A 23,683-nucleotide genomic window follows, 5' to 3' on the forward strand; every position below is an offset into this window, starting at 1 on the left:
ATAGCCCACGATTTGAACCAGACACGACACCACTTTCCCAACCCTCAACCTACTCCAACGGTGCCCGACTGCTTCAAGTCGCAGCCATAGGGTCTCGCAATAAAATGATGCCCGATTGCACTGCCTTCATTGAATCCTCACTTCTCGGTGCACTGGTGGCACTCAAGCCAATGAGCTATGTGATCCGGCTCGGGTTCGCTGTGTTAGCGTTTGGCGCAGCGATGAACGTCGATAAGACTGTGGCGCGCGTGATCGGCTTCGTCTGGCTGCTTCTCACAGGAGCGGGCTTGCTGTTGGTAGGCATCCAGAATGGAACCATCGTAGACATCGTGCTTGGGGTAGCCGCACTCGGTGCGGCCGGCTACTCTTGGTGGTATACCCGCTCGTAGAGAACACCACCGATGAGCGACGACGACCAGATCGACACCGAGAGAGTCAAGCAGCGGTTCCGTGACGCCGGGTGACGTGTCACTGATTTCAGCGACGGATACTTCGAGGTGATTCGGCAGCCATTCCCGGCAGCTTCCTTGGTTCGTGCCAATCCCTATTTCGTCGAGTTCAACACACTGGTGTGGGCGAGGCCCTCCGGGTTTCTCGGAAGGACAATATCACGGAGAGACCGCCTCTTGAACCGGATGAACCATGTAACTAAGATTGCGAAAGTCACTTGCGATCAATCGACCATCGACGCCGAAGAAGGCGGGTGGAGGGTTCAGGCGATGGCGAGATTTGTCACGGGTCGTATCGAATCGGAATACGAGACCGAGGCCATCGACCACTGGGTGAATCTCTGGCTCCAGGACATTGCCAACTTGATTCTCGAGGATACAGGGTTTGAGATCGTCGCGATGCTGAAGGACCAGCCCGAAGAACAATAAGAATCGCAGCATCAAGGGTGAAGTGCAACCTCATGGGTATTCAGGATGAATCGGTTGCGTTCATCGAGAGGGATTCCGTTTCGACACGAAACCCTAGATGCTAACGCCTTGGGGATTGCGTCGAGGCGGAATCCCTCGTTGGCCTAATGCTCCCGCGGTGTTGCACTTGCCTCCTGAATCCAAGGAAGCCGAACAAGAATCGATGAGAAGGCCGCAGGGCCGTGACTGGCCCAGGTGGGGCAATCTCCTTGCTGCGATGAAAATCAACTCATCGACCCCAACCGTCGGACTTGCCTCGGCGACCGGAAGCTTGCTGTCTGCGTGCGCGGAGCCGGCGGGGAGATCAGCAAAGAAAGAAGCCTCCCCAACATCCGCCCCTTGCTCGACAAGCTCAGCGAACCATACCCCGGCGCGTTGATCGTGTTCGAGGTGGGCATGCACCGCCCGTGGACAAGCCACCACTTCGAGGCGCTCGGCCACCGGGTGCTGGTCGCCAACCCGCGCAAGGTCCGCGCCATCTGGCAGAACGACCGCAAGTGCGACGGCCGCGGTTCGGTTGCTCCAACCCGAATCCTCTCATTTCCCGCGGCCTCAGAAGAGGGGAAGTCTCCAGTCGGATTTGTTCCCACTTTCGCTCCCGATTCGGGGATTTGACGCCTGTGGGTTGCCCCTGAAAAAGGCGAAGGCCATTGAGCGTTCCTGCTCAATGGCCTCCATGGTACCCCGTCTAGGACTCGAACCTAGGACCAAAAGATTAAGAGTCTTCTGCTCTACCAACTGAGCTAACGAGGCATTTCCACCACCGCTGTTGCGGGTCGGGGCGCGGAAGAAACCTCGATCTGCGCCTCGCGTCAATCATGAAATGGATCTTTCTTCATTCCTGGAGTGCGGAAGGCGATGCCACGGTTTCCTCACGGATGCGGCTGGACTGAAACCTTCGCCAGCGTTAAACGCGCGCCGTCATGGCCAAGCAACCAGTGGTTCTTATCATTCGCGACGGCTGGGGTGAAAACCCCGGAGGGCAAAAGACGGCAAAGAAGGACGGAAACGCGACCTTGCTCGCGGAGACGCCCTTTCATGACGAGGTGCTCTCCGGTTGCCCGAAAGCGTTCTTGAGCGCTTCCGGCATGGATGTGGGCCTCCCTGAGGGGCAAATGGGAAATTCCGAGGTGGGCCACCTCAATCTGGGTGCGGGGCGCATCGTCTATCAGGACCTGACTCGCATCAACAAGGCGATTGCCGATGGTGAGATGGAAGAGAACGCGACCTTCAAAGAGGCGATTCAAGCCGCCTCGGGGAAGGGGAAGCGACTTCATTTCGTGGGTTTGGTCTCTGACGGGGGCGTGCACAGTCATTTGGATCACCTGTGCTCCATGGTCGCCATGGCGAAAAAGGGAGGAGCCCACGAGATCATGGTGCATGCCATCACGGATGGCCGCGACACCTCTCCAACGGCAGGTGCTGGATATCTCTCGACCGTCGAAGATCGCATCGCGGAGCAGGGTGCCCGAATCGCGACGGTGGTGGGTCGCTATTACGCGATGGACCGCGATAAGCGATGGGAGCGGGTCAAGCTTGCATGGGATGCGATTGTCCACGGCAAGGGTGCGGAAAAAGACATTCTGGCATCGGAGGCAGTGGCCGAGATGTATCAGAACGAGAAGACTGACGAATTCCTGCTGCCGATGGTGTTTTGCGAGGCCAACAAGCAGCGCATTCGCAGTGGCGATGTGGTGATTTTCTTTAATTTCCGGGCAGATCGTGCTCGTCAGTTGTCCGAAGTTTTTCTTCACGAGGGCACCTGGAAGCCGTTCAAGGCAGGACGTCGTCCAAAGGTCCACTATGTGACGCTGACCGAATACGATGCGGACTACGACTGTGATGTGATTTTCCCGCCGGAGCGATTGGAAATGGTGCTGGGTGAGGTGGTTGCCAATGCCGGCAGAAACCAACTCAGGATCGCGGAGACGGAGAAGTATCCGCACGTGACCTATTTCTTCAATGGTGGGGAGGAAAAGTGCTTCAACGGTGAGGATCGGAAGATCATCCCTTCGCCTAAGGATGTGGCGACCTATGATCTGAAGCCTGAAATGAGTTCTGCTGAAGTGACGGACACGGTCGTTTCGAAGCTGAAGGACTACGATCTCGTGATCATCAATTTTGCCAATCCCGACATGGTGGGACACACCGGAGTGGTGGAGGCGGCAATCAAGGCATGTGAGCGGATCGATGCATCGGTGAAAGAGGTCGTCGAAGAGACGTTGAGGTTGGGAGGTCAGTTGTTGATCACTGCCGACCACGGGAACTGTGAGTTTATGATCAATGCCGACGGTTCGCCTCACACCGCGCACACCACCAACCTGGTTCGTCTCTTTTATGTCGCGAACGAAACGGCTGGGGTGCAGCTCGCGGATGGGATTCTTGCGGACGTGGCTCCTACGTTGTTGGCAATGTTGGGCCTTCCGCAGCCGAGCCAGATGACGGGCAAGTCGTTGCTGTCGAAGTGACGCATTGTGCGTCAAACGTTTTGATAGAAATCAACAGAACGGGAAGAAGGTGCGCTTCTTCCCGTTTTTGGTGAGCTCGGACGGCGCTCAAACGGGCATTGCCATTCCATGCCGGGCGAGAAATTCTTCGGCGAGGGCAAGGTAGCTGTTGGCTCCGATTCCCGTGGGATCATGCTCCAAGATCGTTTTGGCGTGGCTCGGGGCCTCGCTGATTCGAACGGTCCGAGGAATGACCGTCTTGTAGAGTTCGTCAGGGAAGTAGTTTTTCACCTCATCGATCACTTGCCGGGAGAGGTTGGTCCGATTGTCGAACATGGTCATGACAATGCCCTCGATTCGGAGATCGGGGCTGGCTCCGCTGGCACGAATTTCGTCGATGACGCGCACGATTTTAGCGAGACCTTCGAGGCCGTACCACTCGCATTGCAAAGGCACCATCACTTCATCGGCTGCCGCCAGCGCAGAGGTCATCAAGACTCCCAGGGACGGGGGCGTATCGAGGATGCAAAGATCGAAGAGATCGTTGGGTTTCAGGCCCTGGAGGATACCACGAAGCCGTGTGAGGTGATCATCGCTGCGGGCAAGTTCGATTTCGACGCCCGCCAGATCCATGTGGGCAGGGATCAGGGAGAGGCGTTCGCGACCGGTTTCGCGGATGTTGTTGCGAACGTCGTGATCGGAAATCAGTGATGGATACACCGTATCTTCTCCTTCGCATTCGACTCCCAGGCCACTGGTGGTGTTGGCTTGGGGATCGAGGTCGATAAGAAGCACCCGTTGTCCGCGGGCGGCGAGCGCGGCGGAAAGGTTGAGGGCGGTGGTGGTCTTGCCGACTCCGCCTTTCTGGTTTCCTACTGCAACAACCTTCATTTTTTGAGTGGCACGAAGCATTCCGGTCTGGGGCCGGGGTGGCAAACAAAACCGGGGAGGAATTGAAATTGAGTGAAGATCCTCTTCTGAGGTTTTGCTGGCCAGCCCATCCCCTCCAAGGCGAAACAGCGGCCGTGCAGGAATGGACGAAAGAGCGGATCCGCAAGGAAACGAGTTGGGAAGCATTCAAGCGAGGGGAAGCTCTCGTCGCCGCCGGAAAGATCCCCGAGATGACTGAACGCCAGGGGATTTTGGTGGGGCTCTTCATCGAGGGTCGGACCAAGATTCGGACCACGGTGAAAACCCGCGGTGTTCTGGAAGTGGTCTGTTCTTGCAGGGAGAATCGCACCACAGGAGGCGTCTGTGCCCATGCGGTGGCGATGTTGCTCTCACGGCTCGCAGAGAAATCGCCCGCAGCCCGAGTTCAACCCAAGACCGAGCCTCGTCGCGCGCCGGCCAAGCTCCGTGCGGTAGCCGTGCAGTTTTTGCCGCGCTGGCAACGAGCGCTCACGGCAGGGGCCCTTTCAGTTCAAATCCAATGGGACGAGGCCATGCCCGAGGAGGGGGAATCGGCCCTGACCCGATGGTGGGACCAATGGGGTTCGGGGGCTCCCAGTGCCCACCCTCTGCATCTCAAAGGGGAAGTCCTGGGCGCGTTTCTGCGAGCTTTGCGGACCCATCCTCGAGTTCTCTCTGCGGAGGGACCCTTGGAATCAGGAGGAGTGGAGCCTCTGCATTTGTTGGACTCCCAGTGGACGGACCAGGGCTTGCAATTGCGGGGCGAACCCGTGGCGAGACATCTGGTCCAAGTCCCGGGATGGATGGGCTGGATTGAGGGGCTGTCATGGGGAGGACTCGATGAGGAAAACTTTGATGCGTCGACGGTGGATCGTCTTCGTGGACTTTTGGAATCGGGCAGGGCTCTGGTTCCGAGGGCTCGCATCCAACAAGAATTGCAAGCTTGGTTGGACCTGAGTTCGGAGCCCCGTCCGGGATGGTTGGGAAGTCTCCGTTTGGAGACCGCTCCTCCCCGTGTCGAAATCCACATCGAAGGTTCTTTGAATGCACTCGATGCGCGGATTCTGGTCGAGCCACCCGAGGCCTCTTCTCCGGAGTCGGGGCGCTGGATCACCGAGGAACCAGGGCATCGCGAGAATCTCTTGGAGGCGTTGAGGGGCCAAGGATTTGCTCCGAGGGAATCGGACCTCTGGGTGATCCGGGAGCCTGAGGAAGCGGTTTCGTTTTTAGCCAATGAGCTGGACCGGTGGAAATCTCGCTGGGATTTGCGGATCGGCTCGAAGTTGAGCCACGTTCTGCAATCGCTGCATGTCATTCGACCCGTAGTGGCTCCGGTGGAGGGTGGTCGCCTTTCGGTAGACATTTCATTCCAAACGGGCGGAGGCAAAACGATTCCTCGCGCCAAGGTACTTGAGCTGATTCGATCGGGGCGAGTTTCCAATCGAACTTCATCGGGAGCGCAAGTCGTGGTCGCACGCGAGGTCTTTGAGGATTTCGAGCCTTTGGCTGCAGAGTTGGGAATTGCCGGGCCGGAAGGGCGGGTGGCGCTCAGTCCTGCCCAATTCATCGGACTTCAAAGTCGCCAAGGAACTTCATCTGGCCAGCCCTGGAGGGCGCCTCAGTATCCGGCGCTCCATGAACTCAACGGGGTGAGCTTGCGGGACTACCAAACGGAAGGCGTGGCATGGTTGGCGGATCGGCTTGAGGCTTTAGGTGGGGCTTTGCTTGGAGATGAAATGGGCCTCGGAAAGACTCTCCAGACTATCGGGGTCATGAAGTTGCTAAGGAGTAAGAAGGCTGGCTGGAAGGCTCTCGTTGTCGTTCCGAGTTCCCTGCTGGCCAACTGGGAGGAGGAGGTGGCGCGCTTCGCACCGGGATTGAGAGTGGTGCGTCTCCATGGTGCGGATCGGGACGAACGGCGGAATCAACCCGCGGATGTGTTTCTCACCAGTTATGCCACGTTGGTCCGAGATCTCGCATTCCATCGCCAAGCCGACTACGATCTGATGGTCCTCGATGAGGCTGGAGCGATTCGCAATCCGACCAGCGAGACGGCCAAAACGGTGGTGAAGATTCCCGCCCACTATCGATTGGCTTTGAGCGGAACGCCTGTCGAGAACCGGCTTCTGGATTTGTGGTCGATCTTCCGATTTGTATCGCCCGGCTATCTTGGTTCACGGGAGGATTTCAGTGGGCGTTACGATGGTCAGGGTGGGTCGTCGAAGCGACTCGCTTCTCGCATTGCTCCGTTTTTCCTCCGGCGCACGAAGGCTCAAGTTGCCGCCGATCTTCCTGGAAAGAGTTTCGCGGACGTCGTTCTCGAACTGGCACCCAAGGACCGCGCAATCTATCAGGAAATCGCTCAGGCGGGACTCTCCAAGATGGAGGAGATGAAGGAAGAAGGCGCTGCGAGGATGCATCTTCTGACGGTGCTCCTCCGCCTCCGGCAGTTTTGCCTTTCACCGGAGTTGCTCCAACCTGATTGGGCGGTGGGGGAAAAGGTCCATTGGTTGAAGGAGTTTTTGGAGGCCCGAGCGGATCAGGGAAAAAAGACACTCGTGTTCAGCCAGTTCTCACAATTTCTAAAAAAGATCCAACCTCGATTGTCAGAGGACTCCGGGCGTATTTTTCATTTGGATGGGAGCACGACTCAACGCGGGGAGGTGGTCAAAGCCTTCCAAAATCACGGTGGGCCGGCGGTTTTCCTGATCAGCCTCAAGGCGGGGGGCTATGGTCTGAATCTCACCGCGGCGGATGCGGTGGTTCATATGGATCCCTGGTGGAACCCTGCGGCCGAAAGCCAAGCCAATGACCGAGCCCATCGGATCGGCCAAACGCTACCCGTTTCGATCTATCGGCTCCTGATGCGCGACTCTGTTGAAGAACGAGTCCGGCGGTTGCAGAACTCCAAACAAAGTTTGATAGAGGGTGTGAATGGCGGCGAACAAGGCACCGGTTGGTCTGCAGAGGACCTGCGTGGGCTGCTTCTGGGGAGCGACACCATGGGGCCTGGGCGAGGTTGAAACCTTCGGTCTTTGGCTCGAGACGGCATTCGAGCCTAGAGGGTGGGTTCGTCAAGCGATCGAACGGGCTTGGAGGCCAGTTTATGAGACTTGAGGCTTTTCGAGAATCAAGCGAGACTGGCGCAAGATGACCCGTGGGGTGGATGATAACCGGCGATCACGGCGGGGAGCCCGTTTTCAATGGATGCGGATGCCCATCACTTGGCTGGTGCTGGTGTTCGTCGTTTTTTTCGGTTGGGCTTGGTGGGATAGCTCGGTTCACCAGTCGGTTCTCTTCTTTCGTGGCTTCCCTGCAGGATCCTCTCATCGGTCATCCTACGGAATTGTCATTTCCGGCATGGGCCGAGTCGGGATGGGAATCCAAGAAGGCAGCCGTAAGGGCAAGGTGGTTGATGTTATTCGATGGGAAGATGAGAGGGCACACGCTTACCGGTCAGTGCGTCAAAATCTGCGTAACACCTCATCTTCCTACCTGGAAATCCCGATTTCGTGCTTGTTTGGTGGATCAGTTTTCTTCGGTGGCTGGGTCGTTCTGTGGAGGTGCCGGGCGCTCCGGCGATGGCAGAATCAAAGCAGATCCGCGTTTCCTTCGAGTTGAAAGGGAACGGAGCTGGGGAGCTCTTGGGTCGCTAAATCTGTGTCGATCCCGCTGAAAAGAGAACGGCGGGGCGATCTCCCCAAAGCGTCGTCGAAGGGGCCCAAGGCTTTCGCCAGTTCGGGCGATCGGTTGGATCCTCAAGGCTCGAACCGGCTTCTCGATATGCCGAGGCCGAAGCCGGAAGGGCCTGCGCAGTGAAAAGATTGGGTCTTGGTGGACTGGTTCAGGAGAAGTCCTCCTGCAGACGGTCCGAGATGGGACCCTCCACTCGCATGAGGGCAAGAGAATCCAATACGGCAAATAGGAGCCCTGCCCAAAGCACCGAAATCCCCAGCAATTTGCCTCCATCTCGGATACCAAAGGCGAATGCGGCGAAGAGGAGAATGGGACCCGCAAAAGCCCGGATCGCTTTGATCCTCAATCGGTCCAGTTGGCATGCAAGGAAGGTGGATACGGCAGAGGATACGAGGACGGCGGCGATCCCAGGTCCCCAAGTCCCAAGACGAGAAGCCATGGGGTGCAGGAGGAAGGCGATTCCACTACCGGAGAGAGCACTGGCGGTGAAGATAAGGAATCCGAAGTGCAGTTTCATAGGCAATGGGCAGGGTGGCGTCTTTGAGTCGGGGCCTCAAGTTCAATCGGGAGGCGATGGCTGGGTTACGGTGGGAGGCCTCTGAGATGGCGTGCACGGCCCAGAGGGTGTTTGCAGATTTCGGCGGGCTCTTGCCCGGGCGTGACCTGGATACGGGCGGAATCGATGCTTTTCCAGGCCGGGTTCGGCTGGCATGGAAGGCGCATGCCCGAGACGCCGATGTTGTTTTTCAAGAACGTAAGGATGGTGGATGAAGACTGCGGTGACGCGGTGGATGTCGACGTACTGGTGGCCGATGGGCATTATCGGAAGATCGCTCCCGGACAGCAGGCCCCTGCAGAGGCCCGAGTGATCGAGGGAAAGGGCCGTTTGCTGATGCCTGCCATGTTTGATGCCCATGTGCACTTTCGGGAGCCGGGAGGAGAGGCCAAGGAGGATATCGAGAGTGGGAGTGCGGCGGCTGTGAACGGCGGGGTGACGGGAGTGGTGATGATGCCCAACACGACCCCGTCCATCGATTGCGGAGCGGTCGTCAAAACGGTTCTCGATAAAGCCGCCGCGGTGTCGCCGATCCAGGTGCTGACCTCAGGCTGCGTGACTTTAGGGCGGCATGGGAAGGAGCTGGCTGCCTTTGATGCCATGCGAAACTTGGGAGTGAAGATGCTGACCGACGACGGCGATTCGACGGGGGATCCGGCGGTTTTGTATCGAGCGATGCTCTACGCGAAGGAGTTCGGGATGTTTTTTGCCAGTCACTGTGAAGTCCCGGAATTGGCGGGGCCTCGAGCATTGACGGAAGGAGCCATGGCCTATCGACTCGGGATCAAAGGGAGCCCGCCCTGCGCCGAAGAAATCATCATCGACCGTGACATTCGACTGGCTCACGCGGCAGGTGCGCCTATTCACATTCAGCACGTTTCGACCCAGCTCGGGATGGAGACGATCCAATGGTGGAAGGATCGCGGTGACGTGAAGGTGACGGCGGAAGTGGCCCCTCATCACCTGATGTTCATTGACGAAGACATCGGCGACTTCGATACCCACTACAAAATGAATCCGCCCCTGCGGACGAGGAATGACAACGAGGCCCTGCTGGAAGGTTTGAAGACTGGGGTTTTCGATTTGCTGGCAACGGACCACGCCCCCCATACCCCATTTGAAAAGGCTCAGGACTTCACCTCTGCTCCGAATGGTATCACCGGATTGGAAACGGCGGTGGTTTCGATGTTTGACCGCTTCATTTCACGTGGAGAGCTGACTTGGAGCGATCTGGTGAAACGCTACTCGGCGGAGCCTCGCCGGATGATGGGGCTTGATCCGGTTCCGGTTGTCGAAGGCGGGGTGGCGGAGTTGATCCTGTTCGATGAAGGCGCTGAAACCACTTTCAGCACCGAGTTCATGAGGTCGAAGGCCCGCAACACTCCTTTTCTCAATCAGACGCTCAAGGGGCGCATCGACTTTGTGATGCGAGCCGGCGTGGTGTTGCTGGAGCGTTGAGGTGGGGGAGAACCGAGCCCTTCTGCACCGGGAGGGGCTCGGATGGAGATGAGGTTTTCAGAAGTCCGATCGGGCATCGATGCCTGAAGTGACTCGCAGTTCTGGATCCGGATCGACCACCTGAAGACCGCCGAGGTCGTAGCGTTCCATCCGTTCGTCGGAGGCGCGGCGTTGATCGAGGCCATCGATCGAAGTGGAAATGGGCATGGCTTCCGCCGCCAATTCGCCGCTATCGAGGGGATCGACGCCGTTGAGAGGCTGACAGGAAGTCCAGCTAAGGGCGGCCACCGGCAGGAAGAGGTAAAGGGATCTCATGTTGAGAGAGGTTAGAAAATAAAAGCCCTCCGGTCGAAAGACCGAAGGGCGGGGAAGATGGAGCGCTCAGGGCTTCTTCGCATCCAGAACGGCGTCCCACTTTTTCAGGTTGTCTTTTTGAGCCTCAAAGAGGGCATCCGTGGAATCGAGAATTTCGATTTTCACGATTTTGTCGCCCTTGCCGTCATATTTGACGCCCGGCTCTCCGGTATTCACTTTGCCGACGATCTTGTCCACCACGTCCTGTCCTTTCGTGACTTCGCCAAAAACGGAATGACGACCATCGAGGAAAGGGGTGGGTGCCATGGTGATGAAGAACTGGGATCCATTGGTTCCCGGACCGGCGTTTGCCATGGAAAAAATGCCAGGCTTCGAGTGCTTGAGTTTGGGGTCGAATTCGTCGGCAAATTGGTAACCGGGGCCGCCGCGACCGCTTTCTGTGGGGTCGCCACCTTGGACCATGAAGTCCTTGATGACACGGTGGAAAGCCACGCCGTCATAGTAGCCGCGTTTGGCAAGGTTCAGAAAGTTGGCGACGGTCATCGGCACCTTGGAAGCAAACATGGTCGCTTCGATCGGGCCTTGGGTCGTTTCGATTTTGACGTGGATGTCTTCGACCTTGGTGGGAGTTTCATCGGCTGCAGAGCTGAGTCCGGTGAATCCTGCCAAGCAGGCGAGAGCAATCAGGGTTCTTCTTTTCATGGGATGAGAGAATGGGGGAGGCGTTTAGGCGTTCTTGTCGCCAGGAGCTTGGAGAGACGGGCGAGAGGGGGCTTCAGGACGTTCGTCGACAACGACGGGCGAAACTTGACCTGAAGGGACCCATCCTCGGGTTTCGTTGGTAAAGGCCACGTAGCTCCAGTCACCGGTGGTATGAAGCAAGCGGCAGAGGGAGCCTGCGGGTGCTTCAATGACGAGGGGGGCATTGCGTGCAGCATCCGTTCGGACCTCGGCGCGATCGGCGATGATCACGCCTTGCTGGCGAGCTTCGGCGAAGAGGGCGTCGTCGGGATAATAGTGATTTCCGAGCCACCCCACGGTGGCCAAGAGAGGGGCGGATGCGAGGGCGATGACGCCGGCAATGCGGAGTTTGGACCCGGTTCGCGTGGCAGGGAAGATCAAGCAGCCAAGGACTCCCAACCATGCCCCGACGAAAATGGTATTTTTCCAGGCCGCTTGAGAGAGCTTGGAGAGAGAATACTGATAATCGGGGCGACGGAGGGTGATGGAGCCAAATTTCCGTTCTAGAAATCGCAGGTTTTGGCGGGCTTCGGCATGCCGATCGTCCTTGAGAAGGGCGCGTCGCCAGTAGAGTGCGGCCTCACCCGGAGATCCAAGGCGATAGGAGGCATCCCCGATGTTGTAGAGGGTGTCCGCAGAGAGTTGATCCCACGGTGCGGAGTTCAACCAGAGATCGGCAGCTTCACTGAACCGCGAATCTTGGAAAGCCTGCTCGGCGGTGGGTGAAGGGGGGGGGCTGGAAGTTTCCTCAGCACGCACATCCGATGCGGTACCCCACAGAACTCCCGCCATCAGAAGCGGCAATGCGAGTTTCCGGAGTCCGCGGAGAATCCGTTGGCGATCGCGACTGGGCAGGGACGAAGACGGCACTTCTTTGGTAAAGCAGATTTCGTCCCGCGTGACGAGCACTTCACGGGGAAGTGGATCGGGAGAATCCCCGAGCCATTTCTCCACAAAGGCTCCGGCGCGACGGTAAAACTCCCGGGGATCGCCTGGAGAAGCAGAGACTTGTCTCAAATCCTTCTGCCGGGCCTGGCGATCCGGATCGGGTTTCACTCGGGGCATCAGGTGGAGTTGGAAGATGCGGATCACGAGCCCCAGAACGAGTGCGAGGGGAATCCACTGCCAGGCCGAAGAAAGTGACTTTGGCCAGGCGGCGGGCGAAGTGCCCGTGGTTGGGAGGATACCCAGGATATCGGTCATTTCCTCCAAAGGCATGGGTTGAGCTGGAGGGACGGCCGAGCCGAGTGCAGGTGCTTGCGTCGAGGGAAACACTTCCAGCGGGATGGACTCACTGATCAAGGTTCGGAATTCCTCGGCTTCGGGGTCGAAGTAAACAAAGCGAAATGGCGGAACGCGTTCACTCATGCGCTCGGGGCGCAAGAATTGGCGGAAGATCGTGGTCCCGCTCCGTTCCCGGCGTTCGGGGGATTGAACACGGGAGGGTGGATAGACTTTCCAGCCATCGGGCTCTTGGAGAGTCGGTGGATCCAGAGAGTCGAGGTTGCCCCATCCGGAGAGGGAAAGCGACAAGGTGACGGGGTCTCCCTCCCGCACCTCGGTTTCCATGGCGGAGACATCCATCGCAAACTGCCCGACAGCATTCGTGAAACCCTCGGGAGCATCCTTCGGCAACGGCCGGGCGTTCAACTCGATCGGCGGGATGGACAAGTTGACCGGCTGATAGCGAGCTTCCGAAAAGCGATTGAGAGAGGTCTGAACGGTGATCAGCCGCAGTGTCGACGGCCCGAGGGAGACTTGTCCACCGCGGAGAGGCGAAAGCGTGCTGGGGTAGCTGATCGCGAAAAATCGCCCACCGGGGAGTTCGACCCGACTGACCTCGGGGCGGGGTTCGAAGCGCCACGCGGCAACGCCGTTGCGTTCGAATTCGGGGACCCCCCAGTCTTCGATTTGCTCCGTATCGGGGAGGTAAATCTTCAATTCCACCGGGATGACCTCATTCACATAGGGGGAGTCCTCGGTGGTGTGGAAGGCCGCCGAGTAGCGGAAGGTTCCTTGGCCGGTGTCCGCCGAATCCCAACTCAAGTCGGTTTCACGGATGACTTGGAAGGAAATTTCTTCGGTTTCAACGATGCCCTGACCGGTGTCGATGCGGGCGGGGGGGATGGTGTAATTGCCCGGTTGATAGCTGACGATCTGAAAGCGGAAGGCGTATTCGTTGGTGCGTCGGAATTCCCGATTCGGCAGGGCTGTGTAGCCGACCTGGCGAATGGTGACGCCGTCAACCGTAGGGGGTTCGATGGCAGACCGAGGATCGACTCCACGCGGGAGGGGATACTGAAGGACGGCTTGCTCCCCGCGCACCAGGAACTGGCTGCTGAGGGTGGCACGGATTGGCTCACCGAGCGCGGCAGCGAACGGGAGCATCCAAAGGAGCCAAAGGTAGGTGAGGGATCTCATCATACTCAATAAATGAAGTTACCAGTCCTTTTCCGGAGGGCGGAAGCGGGCGCGGCCGGGAGACAAGGCCCCTTTTTGGAGATCGGCGTTTTCCCGAAGAATGCGTTCGGCGGCTTGTTTGTCCGTCTCGCCCGGTTTGGGTTGATTTTTTCCGTCCTGCCCCTGGTCCGATTCGTCCTCTTGGTCGCCGCCGGGGCCTTCTTGTTCTTCGCCATCTGGCTGATCCCCTCCTTCGGCCTCCTGAGAGTCCCCGTGGCCTTCCGAATCGCCTGCCTTGCCCTTGCCTTCACCATCTTCCGAGGGCTCTCCGTCACCTTCTCCTTCCTGGCCTTCTTGGGGCTCACCCTCGCCTGGCATGGGCAGTGCCTGGATCTGCTGGGCATTGTCTTCGACTTGCTTGAGGATCTCCTCCAGTTTTTCGAGATAGGTCAGGGTGAGGTCGCGATTGTGCTCCGAATCGTCGAGTCCCGATGCGCCGTGGTGCTTCATCGAGTCGATCCAATCTGACAGCAATTCGTGGAAGAGGAGAGACCCTGCCGAAGTCTCGCCGGGTTCTGTTTCTTCTGACATCCATTCGGAGAGGCGCTCCTTGGCCATCTTTTCGAAGCCGATGAGGTCTCCCTTGGCATCGTCTTTGGGCGGGTCGATGATGGCATCTGAAAGTTTTTTGAACCCATTGGATGCTCCCGATGGATCTTCAGTATCCGATTCTTGGGGAAGTTCCGGGTAGGGGAGTCCGCCGGAAAGTCGGGCCCAGCCGATTTCAAAAAGGGTATTGCCCAAGCCGTGGTGGGCCGCGGCCCGAATTTGCGAGTCGTCGGAGCGCAGAGCCTCGCTGAAAGCGTGGCGGGCGGTGGACCAATCTCCTGAGCGATAGGCGGCGGTACCTTGGGCGAGACGGAACGAAAATGACTGGTGGGCATCCGGGTTTTCGTCGGCCAGGAGGCCAAAGGCGTCTTTCGCTTCTTCCAACCGTCCCTCTTGGAGAGCGGAGCGGGCCTGTTGGTAGCTGATGGGGGTGATCGCCTCCACTCGATGGGGTGTCCAGACAAGTGCCAAGGTCAAGAGGGCGGTCGCGTGCCCGAGCCCGCGCCAGCGAGTGCCTGAGAAAACCGCCACCATCAGGCAAAGGATGGACGGAAGAAGCGCCCATTGAAAGTAGTCAATCATCAAGCGGGTTCTCCGGCTCTTGAGTTCAACTTGGTCAAGATCCTTCACTGCCTGGGTGACCATGGAGGGAATGTCCGAGCCCGAGGTGGCCACGGCAAAGCGGCCACCCGTCACGCTGGCGACTCGCTTTAGAGGTCCGGGCTCGAGGTGACTGATGACCCGTTCGCCTTGGCGATCGCGGAACAGTCCATCGGAATGGCTATCATCGGGGACGTAGTCGCCTGCCGCGGTGCCAAAGCCAATGGTGATGATTTGAATCCCGGCAGCCTTCGCATCGGCTGCGAGGTCTCCGATGCGGCCAATGTGCTCTTCTCCGTCGGTGAGGAGAATCAACGCATTCTGTCGCGTGCCGGTCTTCTTGAGAGTGTCGATCGCCATTTCCAGTCCGCCAGCCAGATTCGATCCGCCGGTAGGGATCCAGTCGATGTCGACCTGACTGATCATTTCCCGAACCGCCGAGTGATCGACGGTAAGGGGGGCAAAAAGATAGGGGGATCCGGCGAAGCCCACGAGTCCGATGCGATCGTCGGGGAGAGCATCCAACAACTCATAGCTCAAGGCTTTCGCCTGAGTGAGTCGGTCGGGCTTGAGGTCGGGAGTTTTCATGCTCCGCGAAAGGTCGAGGGCGATCAGGATGTTGCGCCCCAACACGGCCTCGGATTGGATGCCCGCATCCGATTGGGGACGAGCGAGAGTGACGGCAAGCCCGATCAGGGAGAGCTGGGCAAAGGCCAGGCTGACCCAACGGGGCACGGGATTGCCACGCAGCAACAAACGGGATCGCAGACGGGGTGCAACGAATGCGGTCCATTGTTTCCTGCGCACCCGCGGGATCACCACTGCCAAGGTGACCAGAGCGGGCACCAGCAAGATAAGAAGCAGCCAGTAGGGTTGCGCGAAGTGCATCAGGGTGTGGGAGGTGGCTGGAGGGCCATGGAGAGAAGACCCAGTACCGTCAGGAGTGTGGCGAGCCCGACGAACCCGCCGAACAACTCGGTATCCTCGACGATGGTATGCGATTGCGCCTTTGATTTTTCAAGGCGGTCGATGGTGCGAAAGGTGTCCGTCAGCTCCGCCAAGTTTTGAGCCCAATAGAATTCTCCCCCGGTCTTGGCAGCAATTTCCTTCAAAGTGGGGAGATCGAATTCCTGGCGAGGGAAATTTTGGATCCGGCGAGAAACGCGGCCATCCTCGGTGCCAATCGCCACGGTATAAATCTTGATGCCAAGAGTCTTGGCGTGATCCGCCGCTTCGAGGGGGGAGAGCTTGCCCGAATTCGATGCTCCATCGGTAATGAGAACGATGATCTTCGACTTGGAGTCACGGGCGTCTAGCTTGGAGGCAGACGCGGCAATCGCCGATCCGATGGCGGTGCCCTGTTCTTCGAGAATGTCCAGACGGACGTCTTCGAGTTTTTGCAGAAGCCAATCGTGATCGAGAGTGATCGGCCCGGAGATATAGGGCTGTCCCGAATAGAGGACGAGACCGATGCGGTCATCGGGTCGTCCCTGAATGAAATCTTTGACGACTCCCTTGGCCGCGTCCATGCGCATCAGAGGTTGGTTCTGATACACGAAATCATCGATACTCATCGAAAGCGAAACGTCGAAGGCGACGACGATATCGATCCCGCTAGCGGATTTGGCCTGAAGGGAATTTCGCCACACGGGTCGCGCCATGCCCAACAAAGCGGGAATGAGGGCGACGAGAAACCAAGGGAGACCTGCGGAAAGAGCGGTGCGCCGGACCTTGGTGCCAAGGCTGATAAGGACTCCAAGATAGGAGAATTTCACGGCGCTGTCGGCACCGCGCCCACGCCGCAGAATGACCAACAATGCACAGGGGAGGGCGAGCCACAGCCATTGGGGCTGGGCGAAGCGAAAGTGCTGGAGAAATTCGTTCATGCCGGGCGTGCCTTGTGGATTTCGTCGAGCATGTGGCGTGCGCGGGTGGCGACCTCTGGCCCTGAGCCTTCACGTGGCCGATCATACTTCCACTGCGAAAGCTCATTCAGAAAGTCGGCGGCCCGGGTGCGCAATTCCGGTGGCAGGTCTTGGAGGGCGGTTTCTCGTGCCGAGAACTCCTCGTGAGTTTCATACCAGGCGGGATCTCCAGATGCTTCAACGAGATAAGCTCGAAGGATGGAGGAGGCGGCGATCACGGCTTCGTGAAAGTCATCCGGCAGTGCCTTGAGATCCGCCACGGCGCGTCGATAGGCGGCGTGGGACAGAGCCGCCAAGCTAGGCGGCTTGCGTGATCGGCGAACGATAGCGATTGCCAGCAAAACGAGCCCGATAAGAATCAGAGCGGCGGCCAACCATAGCCACCATGGGATGATCCATTCCGGCAGCAGCGGATCGATGGGTGCGAGGTCGCGGAGTTGGAGGGCGTCGTCTTCCATCGGGCGATCAGCGCGTGCGTTTGCGGGCGCGTTTTTTCAAAAGCTGGTGGAGGTCGCGGAGACGATCGCGATCCGTGGTCAGCACCGCGTGGTCGATGCCGTGTTTCCGACACAGTCGAGCGAGACCCTCGCGATGCCGTCGCATGAGTTTCTCGTATCCCATGCGCAGGTTGGCGTTGTTGGTGTTGATCTGGACCTGGCCGCCGGTTTCGGGGTCGTAGAGGAGAACTTTTCCGGCATGGGGAAGGGATTCCTCAAGAGGATCGAGAATCTGCAGGGCCAAGGTCTCGTGTTTGCGAGAGAGCTTTCCGAGGGGCTTGTCGAGATTGTCGGAAAAGAAGTCGGACATCAAGAAGACGACGGCCCGGCGGCGCAAGGTGCTGAGCAGGAAATCACAAGCGGAGGAGAGTGAGGTGCCTGGCCGTTCGGGATGGGCCACAAGGATTTCGCGGACCATCCGGAGTAAGTGGCGGTTGCCTTTGGCGGGGGGAATGAAGGTGAGGGGTTGGTCGGCGAAGATCAAGAGGCCGACTTTGTCGCCATTGCCAAGAGCGCTGAACCCAAGGATGGCGGCTGTTTCTGCGGCGGCTTCGCGTTTGCTGAAGTGGACGCTGCCGTAATCCGATGAGCCGGAGACGTCGACGGCCAGGACGACGGAAAGTTCCCGTTCCTCCCTGAACTTCCGAATGAAGGGCTGGTTCATCCGGGCGGTGACGTTCCAATCGATAAAGCGGATTTCGTCGCCGTGCTGGTATTCGCGAAAATCGTCGAAATCGAGTCCCTGACCTCGGAATGAGGATTGGTATTCTCCAGCGAAGGATTCTCGAACCAGGCGTCGCGCCTTGAGTTCGAGCTTTCTTACGCGCTCGAGAACTTCTTCGATTTCCTTTTCGGTGGGTGGAATCACAGGGTTTTGAATCGATGCGGTGGTGGTGTGAGTCCCGTGAAGCGGAATCTTTAGGGCACCGGGACTTTGCTCAGGATACGATCGATCAAGTGATCGGTGGTGATCTCCTCGGCTTCGGCCTCATAGCTGAGGAGAATCCGGTGCCGGAGAACATCATGGGCCATGTCCTTCACATCTTGGGGGGTGACGAAGGCCCGGCCCGCGATGAAGGCCCGGGCGCGTGAGGTCAGGGCGAGGTTGATGGTGCCCCGGGGTGAAGCTCCGGCGCGGATGAGATGTTTCAAGCCCGGATCGATTTTGCCGGGTTGGCGGGTCGCACGGATCAGATCGACGATGTATTCCCGCACTGCCGGATCCACGTAAACTTCGTTCACCAACCTTCGCGACACTGCGACCTGCTCGGGAGTGGCGACGGTTTGAGTCTGGTAGGTCGGAGCGGAGGTGGCCATGCGGTCGAGAACCGTCAATTCTTCCTCTTTGGTGGGGTAGCCGACGCTGACTTTCAGGAGGAAGCGGTCGAGCTGGGCTTCTGGAAGTTGGTAGGTGCCTTCTTGGTCGATCGGGTTTTGCGTCGCCAGCACCAAAAACGGCTGGGGCAGCCGGTGGGTGGTGTCGCCCAAAGTCACCTGCCGCTCTTGCATGGCTTCCAGCAAGGCCGACTGCACTTTGGCAGGGGCGCGGTTGATTTCATCGGCAAGGATCAGATTGTTGAAAATCGGGCCGAGCTTGGCGGAGAAGGAGACCGACTGTGGATTGTAAACCATGGTGCCGATGAGGTCGGCGGGCAGCAGGTCAGGAGTGAATTGAAAGCGTGCGAAGGAGGCGTGCAGCGATCCGGAAAGGGCTTTGACGGCCAGGGTTTTGGCAAGACCAGGAACCCCTTCGAGGAGGATGTGTCCGTTGCATAGGAGTCCGACGACCAGGCGATCGACGAGGCTTTCTTGACCGACGAGCACCTTGCCCATTTCGGTTTTCACATCCTTGATCCAGCCGCTGCTGGCGGCGATCTGCTCCTGAAGTTCTTCGGTCGTCATGATCGTTGGTTGCGGGTCAGCATGGCACGGGTTTCTGTTAGCGCCAGTGGGAATCGGGCCCGACTCGTCTTGTAGCGGCACCGCCACAGCGGACCGTCTGTCGGAATGTCATTTCTTTACTACGACGGCACGGTGCATCTTCAGTGCCGGTTTGAAAAAAACCAAGCCACCGGCCCGGTGGGTGGGTGGCTTGGGAAAGGAAAAGACGGAACTCGGCGAAAGGGAGTGCCTTGGATCTTTTTCGAGGGGGGCTCTCAGCGGCTCAGAATTTCAAGCAGCCGATCCAGTCGACGATCTTGGCATCATCATCGCCGGCCGCCCAGACGCGCCGGAGAAAATCGGCAGGGTGAATGTCGCCGTGCTCGCGGAGGAATTTGCGGTCGCCGCCACAACCATACATCAGATCAGGATCGAGTTCACCCCGGAGCTTGGCCCGGGCTTTGGCGAGGATGCGTGGCAAATACACCATGCCCGCCAATTCATCTCCAAAGGTGGGAATGTTGTCGCGGGTCACCGTGGGTTCTGCCGCCTTGCCTTCCATCACCACGTGGAAGTAATCGCGTCGCACGGCGGCAACGAGCAGAGCCGTGGTCGGGGAGGGGGTGTCTTCGTCGCAGAAATCCTCGACGAAATCGAAGAACTCGCGCGGCCGACAGCCAATGGCATCGAGGAAGGCGGAGTCTTCATCGTTGTAGTAGCCGGTAAAGTCGCGATCCCCGATGCGATAACGAGAGACGCAGCGGGAGTAGAGGTCGAGGAATTGGTCGTTCCAGTGCATGATGGATGTTTGAAGAGAGGAATCAGCGTTTTTGAGCGAACAGCCACTCCCAGAACTGAGGGTCTTCGTAGGTGCGAGTCCAGGAGTCGTGGGCGGTCTTGGGGTAAACGGTTAATTTGACGGGAGCGCCAAGGCGTTGGAGGGCCTCGAAAGCGCTGCGACTGAACTCCACATTGACGACCGGGTCGTCTTCGCCGTGGAAAATCCAGCAGGGCGTTTTGGCGATCCGTGGCAGGAGCAGAAAGCGAATGCCTGCGCCGCCGCAGATGGGGGCAATGGCGGCATAGGTTTCGGGAAATTCAGTGGCAGTGTCCCAGGTTCCAAACCCTCCCATGCTTAAACCCGTCAGGTAGATCCTGGCAGAGTCGACGGATTCTTCGGCGGCGATTTTGTCGGTGAGGGCTTTGACGAGGTGCGGGTTCCAGACGGTGCTGGGCGAGCATTGGGGGGCGACCACGATGGCGGGGATCGATTTGCCTTCAGCAAGCAACTTGGGGGGGCCGTGTCTTTCGACATCGTGGACATGGGTGCCCCGTTCTCCGGCACCATGGAGGAACATGATGAGCGGCCAGCCCGCCTCGGGTGCTTCGCCGTCAGGAATGGAAAGCAGGTATTGGCATTCCAACGGAGTGGCTTCGGAGGTGAAGGATTTCTCCTGCAATTCGGCCGCGTGGAGTTGGCAGGCGCTTCCCATGAGAGCGGCGGTTGCGAGGGAGCTGAGACGTTTCATGATCTTGATGTTAGTGGCAGCAGGATGACTTCTCTCGGAGCGATGCCAGCGCCTCAGCAGGCGCCGGAGTTGGCTCGGGATATTCGAAGGTTTCGCCCTCGTAGTTGCGGAGCAAGGTTCGACCTTCATTGCGTTCGAGAACGTAATCCGGGTTGAGAGGGATCTTTCCGCCCCCGCCTGGGCCGTCGATCACGAACTGAGGAACGGCGTAGCCGGTGGTATGCCCCCGAAGACCTTCAATGATTTCCAGACCTTTCGATACGGAGGTTCGCAGGTGGGAGGAACCGTTGATGAGGTCGCATTGGTAGAGGTAGTAGGGTCTCACCCGGCAGCGGAGAAGCTTATGGACTAAGGTCCGCTGAACCTCCACCGAGTCGTTCACGCCCTTGAGCAAAACACTTTGGTTGCCCATCGGGATTCCGGCATCCGCGAGTCGGCCGAGAGCATCATGGACCTCCGTGGTGAGCTCTTTCGGGTGATTGCAATGGATCGAAATGAACAGCGGATGGAATTTGCGCAGCATGGCGCACAGTTCCGGGGTGATGCGTTGCGGGAGGAAAATAGGAATTCTCGAGCCGATCCGCACGAATTCGATGTGCGGGATGGCGCGCAGTCGCGTGAGAATGCGCTCAAGTTTGGCATCGGAGAACAGGAGGGGATCTCCACCTGAGAGCAGCACATCGCGTACTTGAGGGGTGCGCTCAAGATACTGAAAAGCAGCCTCCCATTGGGTTTCGAGCTGCTGTTCGCCCACCCCGGAAACGACTCGCGAGCGAGTACAGTAGCGGCAGTAGGAAGCGCAGCGATCCGTCACCAGGAACAAAACCCGGTCTGGATAGCGGTGGACGAGACCCGGCACGGGCATGTGCGAGTCCTCTCCGCAAGGGTCGGCCATCTCTTCAGGAGCCGTCCAGCCTTCTTCCAATCGTGGGATCACCTGCCGACGAACCGGGCAATTCGGGTCGTTGGGGTCGATGAGATTGAAGAAGTGAGGAGTGATCGACATGGCGAGCTTTGAGCCCGCGAGAAGAACTCCTGCCCGCTCCACGTCGGTGAGCGAGATCCGGGCTTCGAGCTCGGCGAGGGTGTTGATACGATTTTTCAACTGCCACTTGGCATCATCCCAGTGTTCCATAGCGGAATCCGGCCAGTGCCCTGGCGCGTGGGATACGAAGTCGGAGTAAGGCGAGGCTGACATGAATGGTGGAGACGTTAGGGGCAGACGGGTGACTGTCAAATAGGGGGGGGCGGTGAAGGTTTTACCAGCGGCTGGCAGGCATTTCGGATCCAAGCATGGCAGCGCGATGTTCGGGTAAACCACTGGCCTCAGCGAATTCTGGCCAGCGACGGAGCGTGTCGAGGAGGTGCCCCAGCTTTTCTTCCATGCGGCGGACACCCTGATCCTTTCCGAGCTTGCGGATCTCTTTGAGGGTGAGTTGAGAGAATCGACCATCGATGCCGGCTGCGCGAAATCCGGAACCCAAGGGGTAGGAAGTGCGAGTGAGGTCGTAGGCGGGGCTCAGTCGCCAGCCATCGTCGGGATTCCAGAGGTAGGCGTGGTTCCGGGCATGGTCATCATCATTGGCGATCGCGATGTTGAAGGCGGCCCGGAGAAATCCTTCCTCGACCTCACTTTCCCGCCCGGTGAGCTCACGGGTCAGGCCGAGGAGGTCCTGATAGTCGAGTCCCTCTCGAACAGGGGTGTGGGTCAGTCCGGCAAAGGTGTGAAGGTGGCGGGGTAGGTGATGGGGCTGACGATCGAAGCGCCGGGTGAGAAAATGCACCCGACCATCTGGAGTCGGAAACAGTCGAGTTTCTGGGGTGCGAATGCCTACGGCCTCGGCCAATTGGGTGACGGCGTGCTCCTCGGCTCCCACCGGATCATCCCGATCCAGCTGGAACTTCACCAACCAAGGCACAAATCCTTCAGGGATGGGACCACCTCCCGCCACCGCCCGGCTCAGGGTGGCGTCAAAAGCGACCAAAGCTTTGGGTTGAGCGCCGCCAGGTGAGAGGCCTCCACGCACCAAGGCAGGAAGCAGTTCTGCGGGGTCGTCTTCCAACAGCTGCCGAGCCGCTGCCACCAATTCGGTCACTTCAGTGGTCAGAGTATCCCGAAAGGATGCAGGGGAGAGGTCCGGTTCGTAAGCGATGGCGCCGAGACTGTAGGCTCCTTGGCAGGCCAGCTTCTCCAGAGGGCGCACTTGATCCCAAGGCAGGTTCATGGCGGCAAAATGTCGCCGCATGATGCGCTGCCCCCACCAATCGGGCATGGAATCCTCGAAGAGCCCAAAGAGGGGGCCGAAACCCGGCGTGGGACTGCTGATCGGTCCCGGTTGGCTGAGGGGAAGGTGAAGAGGAGACAATTCGATGCCTCGAGTCCTCCATTCCGGGGCGTATTGGAAGTAGATGCGTCCGCGTGCGTCATCGGCCAAGGAGCCAATCCGGGGCGAGTCCTCGCATCCGAGGAAACGGACATCGAGCCTCATGCGTGTTTCGAGGACGGACGATGAGTGGCTTCAACCTCCTCAAGGCTCGCATACTCCGGGGTTTGAGAGAAGAGTTCACGGAGGCTACCATCGAGATCCAGAGCGACGGCGATCTTGGCGAGACGCTGAAGGGAGCCTTTGCCCTCGCGTTCGAGCAATTTCAGGGTCGAGAGCGATACCCCGGCACGCTCAGACAACTCCGCTTGAGTCCAGCCACGAGCTTTGCGATGGGCTCGAATTCGCTGGCCTACTTGGCGAATCAGCTGGTGAGGATTGCGCCACTGGAAGGGTGGTATTTTGTCCACAAGGGATATTTGAGCCTCATTTGGACAAAATACAAGCGATTCTTTAGGGGGCGAGAGGGGGCTGTGAGTCGACAAAAAACGGAAGCACCGAATCCGCCCAATGCTGGATTCGGTGCTCGAGTGGGAGGGACAGGAAAAGGGGTCTTTAGCGCACCCAGTGGCGATGGCCTTGGACGTAGTAAACCGGCCGGCCTTGATAGATGTAGACATCATGACCGCGGTGCTGGCGGCCAGCAGCAACTCCAAGGGCAGCAGCACCCACGGCAATCGCCGTGGCGGCACCGGGGTCGACGCTTTGCACCGGTCGGCCGTATGCGTCGTAGGTGGTCATGCAGGAAGCTGCGGTGAGGGACAGAAGGGCGATGCCGGTCAATTTCAAGAGGGTGGTTTTCATGATTGCTCGGATGAG

General features: G+C 58.8%; 22 protein-coding genes and 1 tRNA gene. 6 read left to right on the top strand and 17 right to left on the bottom strand.

What is annotated here, in order from left to right:
• The 3 genes from HNR46_RS00005 to HNR46_RS00015 form a co-directional block, all read left to right on the top strand.
• The coding region (locus HNR46_RS00005) for a hypothetical protein (RefSeq protein WP_221284937.1) at positions 1-389 on the top strand (389 nt) is incomplete at its 5' end.
• Positions 390-635: 246 nt separating this feature from the next.
• Positions 636-878 (top strand): hypothetical protein, encoded by a 243-nt coding sequence (locus HNR46_RS00010; protein ID WP_184014600.1) that lies wholly within the window; start codon positions 636-638, stop codon positions 876-878.
• Between the two features lie 378 nt (positions 879-1,256).
• Positions 1,257-1,532: a hypothetical protein gene (locus HNR46_RS00015; RefSeq protein WP_184014602.1), complete on the top strand. Its 276-nt coding sequence runs from the start codon at positions 1,257-1,259 to the stop codon at positions 1,530-1,532.
• 62 nt (positions 1,533-1,594) lie between these two features.
• On the opposite strand, the gene HNR46_RS00020 is transcribed toward HNR46_RS00015, so the two are convergent.
• Positions 1,595-1,670 (bottom strand) — tRNA-Lys (locus HNR46_RS00020).
• A gap of 170 nt (positions 1,671-1,840) precedes the next feature.
• On the opposite strand from HNR46_RS00020, the gene gpmI reads away from it, so the two are divergent.
• A complete protein-coding gene (gene gpmI, locus HNR46_RS00025) occupies positions 1,841-3,385 on the top strand; it encodes a 2,3-bisphosphoglycerate-independent phosphoglycerate mutase (RefSeq protein WP_184014604.1) in 1,545 nt (514 codons plus the stop codon).
• Between the two features lie 87 nt (positions 3,386-3,472).
• Here the strand turns inward: gpmI and HNR46_RS00030 are convergent, their stop codons facing one another.
• On the bottom strand, positions 3,473-4,255 hold the full coding sequence (locus tag HNR46_RS00030) for a ParA family protein (RefSeq protein WP_184014606.1): 783 nt from the start codon (positions 4,253-4,255) through the stop codon (positions 3,473-3,475).
• 134 nt (positions 4,256-4,389) lie between these two features.
• Here HNR46_RS00030 and HNR46_RS00035 point away from each other — a divergent pair, with 134 nt between their 5' ends.
• On the top strand, positions 4,390-7,296 hold the full coding sequence (locus HNR46_RS00035) for an SNF2-related protein (protein ID WP_184014608.1): 2,907 nt from the start codon (positions 4,390-4,392) through the stop codon (positions 7,294-7,296).
• Positions 7,297-8,117: 821 nt separating this feature from the next.
• On the opposite strand, the gene HNR46_RS00040 is transcribed toward HNR46_RS00035, so the two are convergent.
• Complete coding sequence (locus HNR46_RS00040) at positions 8,118-8,486, bottom strand: hypothetical protein (RefSeq protein WP_184014610.1); 369 nt, start codon at positions 8,484-8,486, stop codon at positions 8,118-8,120.
• A gap of 204 nt (positions 8,487-8,690) precedes the next feature.
• Between HNR46_RS00040 and HNR46_RS00045 the strand changes: the two genes are divergently transcribed.
• Positions 8,691-9,983: a dihydroorotase gene (locus HNR46_RS00045; RefSeq protein ID WP_246417836.1), complete on the top strand. Its 1,293-nt coding sequence runs from the start codon at positions 8,691-8,693 to the stop codon at positions 9,981-9,983.
• A 57-nt stretch (positions 9,984-10,040) separates the two neighbouring features.
• Here the strand turns inward: HNR46_RS00045 and HNR46_RS00050 are convergent, their stop codons facing one another.
• The 14 genes from HNR46_RS00050 to HNR46_RS00115 all read right to left on the bottom strand — a co-directional run bounded on the left by HNR46_RS00050 (position 10,041) and on the right by HNR46_RS00115 (position 23,668).
• Positions 10,041-10,298, bottom strand: coding sequence for a hypothetical protein (locus HNR46_RS00050; RefSeq protein ID WP_184014612.1), 258 nt, complete (start codon positions 10,296-10,298; stop codon positions 10,041-10,043).
• A 66-nt stretch (positions 10,299-10,364) separates the two neighbouring features.
• Positions 10,365-11,000: a peptidylprolyl isomerase gene (locus tag HNR46_RS00055; RefSeq protein ID WP_184014614.1), complete on the bottom strand. Its 636-nt coding sequence runs from the start codon at positions 10,998-11,000 to the stop codon at positions 10,365-10,367.
• A gap of 24 nt (positions 11,001-11,024) precedes the next feature.
• Positions 11,025-13,463, bottom strand: a complete 2,439-nt coding sequence (locus HNR46_RS00060; RefSeq protein WP_184014616.1) for a BatD family protein — start codon at positions 13,461-13,463, stop codon at positions 11,025-11,027.
• Between the two features lie 15 nt (positions 13,464-13,478).
• Complete coding sequence (locus HNR46_RS00065) at positions 13,479-15,536, bottom strand: vWA domain-containing protein (RefSeq protein WP_184014618.1); 2,058 nt, start codon at positions 15,534-15,536, stop codon at positions 13,479-13,481.
• Entirely contained in the window at positions 15,536-16,534 is a 999-nt protein-coding gene (locus tag HNR46_RS00070; protein ID WP_184014620.1) for a VWA domain-containing protein, read from the bottom strand. Before HNR46_RS00070 ends, HNR46_RS00065 begins: the two co-directional genes overlap by 1 nt.
• Positions 16,531-17,031, bottom strand: a complete 501-nt coding sequence (locus tag HNR46_RS00075) for a cytochrome c-type biogenesis protein (protein ID WP_184014622.1) — start codon at positions 17,029-17,031, stop codon at positions 16,531-16,533. Before HNR46_RS00075 ends, HNR46_RS00070 begins: the two co-directional genes overlap by 4 nt.
• A gap of 7 nt (positions 17,032-17,038) precedes the next feature.
• Positions 17,039-17,938, bottom strand: a complete 900-nt coding sequence (locus tag HNR46_RS00080) for a DUF58 domain-containing protein (protein WP_343076003.1) — start codon at positions 17,936-17,938, stop codon at positions 17,039-17,041.
• 50 nt (positions 17,939-17,988) lie between these two features.
• A complete protein-coding gene (locus HNR46_RS00085) occupies positions 17,989-18,972 on the bottom strand; it encodes an AAA family ATPase (RefSeq protein ID WP_184014624.1) in 984 nt (327 codons plus the stop codon).
• A gap of 262 nt (positions 18,973-19,234) precedes the next feature.
• Positions 19,235-19,750 carry a DUF5069 domain-containing protein gene (locus tag HNR46_RS00090; RefSeq protein WP_184014626.1) on the bottom strand — a complete coding sequence of 172 codons (516 nt, stop codon included), beginning with the start codon at positions 19,748-19,750 and terminating at the stop codon, positions 19,235-19,237.
• Positions 19,751-19,772: 22 nt separating this feature from the next.
• Entirely contained in the window at positions 19,773-20,480 is a 708-nt protein-coding gene (locus HNR46_RS00095) for a carboxylesterase family protein (RefSeq protein WP_184014628.1), read from the bottom strand.
• Positions 20,481-20,490: 10 nt separating this feature from the next.
• Positions 20,491-21,678 (bottom strand): KamA family radical SAM protein, encoded by a 1,188-nt coding sequence (locus HNR46_RS00100; protein WP_184014630.1) that lies wholly within the window; start codon positions 21,676-21,678, stop codon positions 20,491-20,493.
• 61 nt (positions 21,679-21,739) lie between these two features.
• Positions 21,740-22,969: a type II toxin-antitoxin system HipA family toxin gene (locus HNR46_RS00105; RefSeq protein WP_184014631.1), complete on the bottom strand. Its 1,230-nt coding sequence runs from the start codon at positions 22,967-22,969 to the stop codon at positions 21,740-21,742.
• On the bottom strand, positions 22,966-23,274 hold the full coding sequence (locus HNR46_RS21305; protein ID WP_184014632.1) for a helix-turn-helix domain-containing protein: 309 nt from the start codon (positions 23,272-23,274) through the stop codon (positions 22,966-22,968). The genes HNR46_RS00105 and HNR46_RS21305 overlap by 4 nt, the downstream gene beginning before the upstream one ends.
• 145 nt (positions 23,275-23,419) lie before the next feature.
• A complete protein-coding gene (locus HNR46_RS00115) occupies positions 23,420-23,668 on the bottom strand; it encodes a hypothetical protein (RefSeq protein ID WP_184014633.1) in 249 nt (82 codons plus the stop codon).
• Between the last annotated feature and the right edge of the window lie 15 nt (positions 23,669-23,683).

The organism is Haloferula luteola (assembly GCF_014201715.1).
GTDB classification, from domain to species: Bacteria; Verrucomicrobiota; Verrucomicrobiia; order Verrucomicrobiales; family Akkermansiaceae; genus Haloferula; species Haloferula luteola.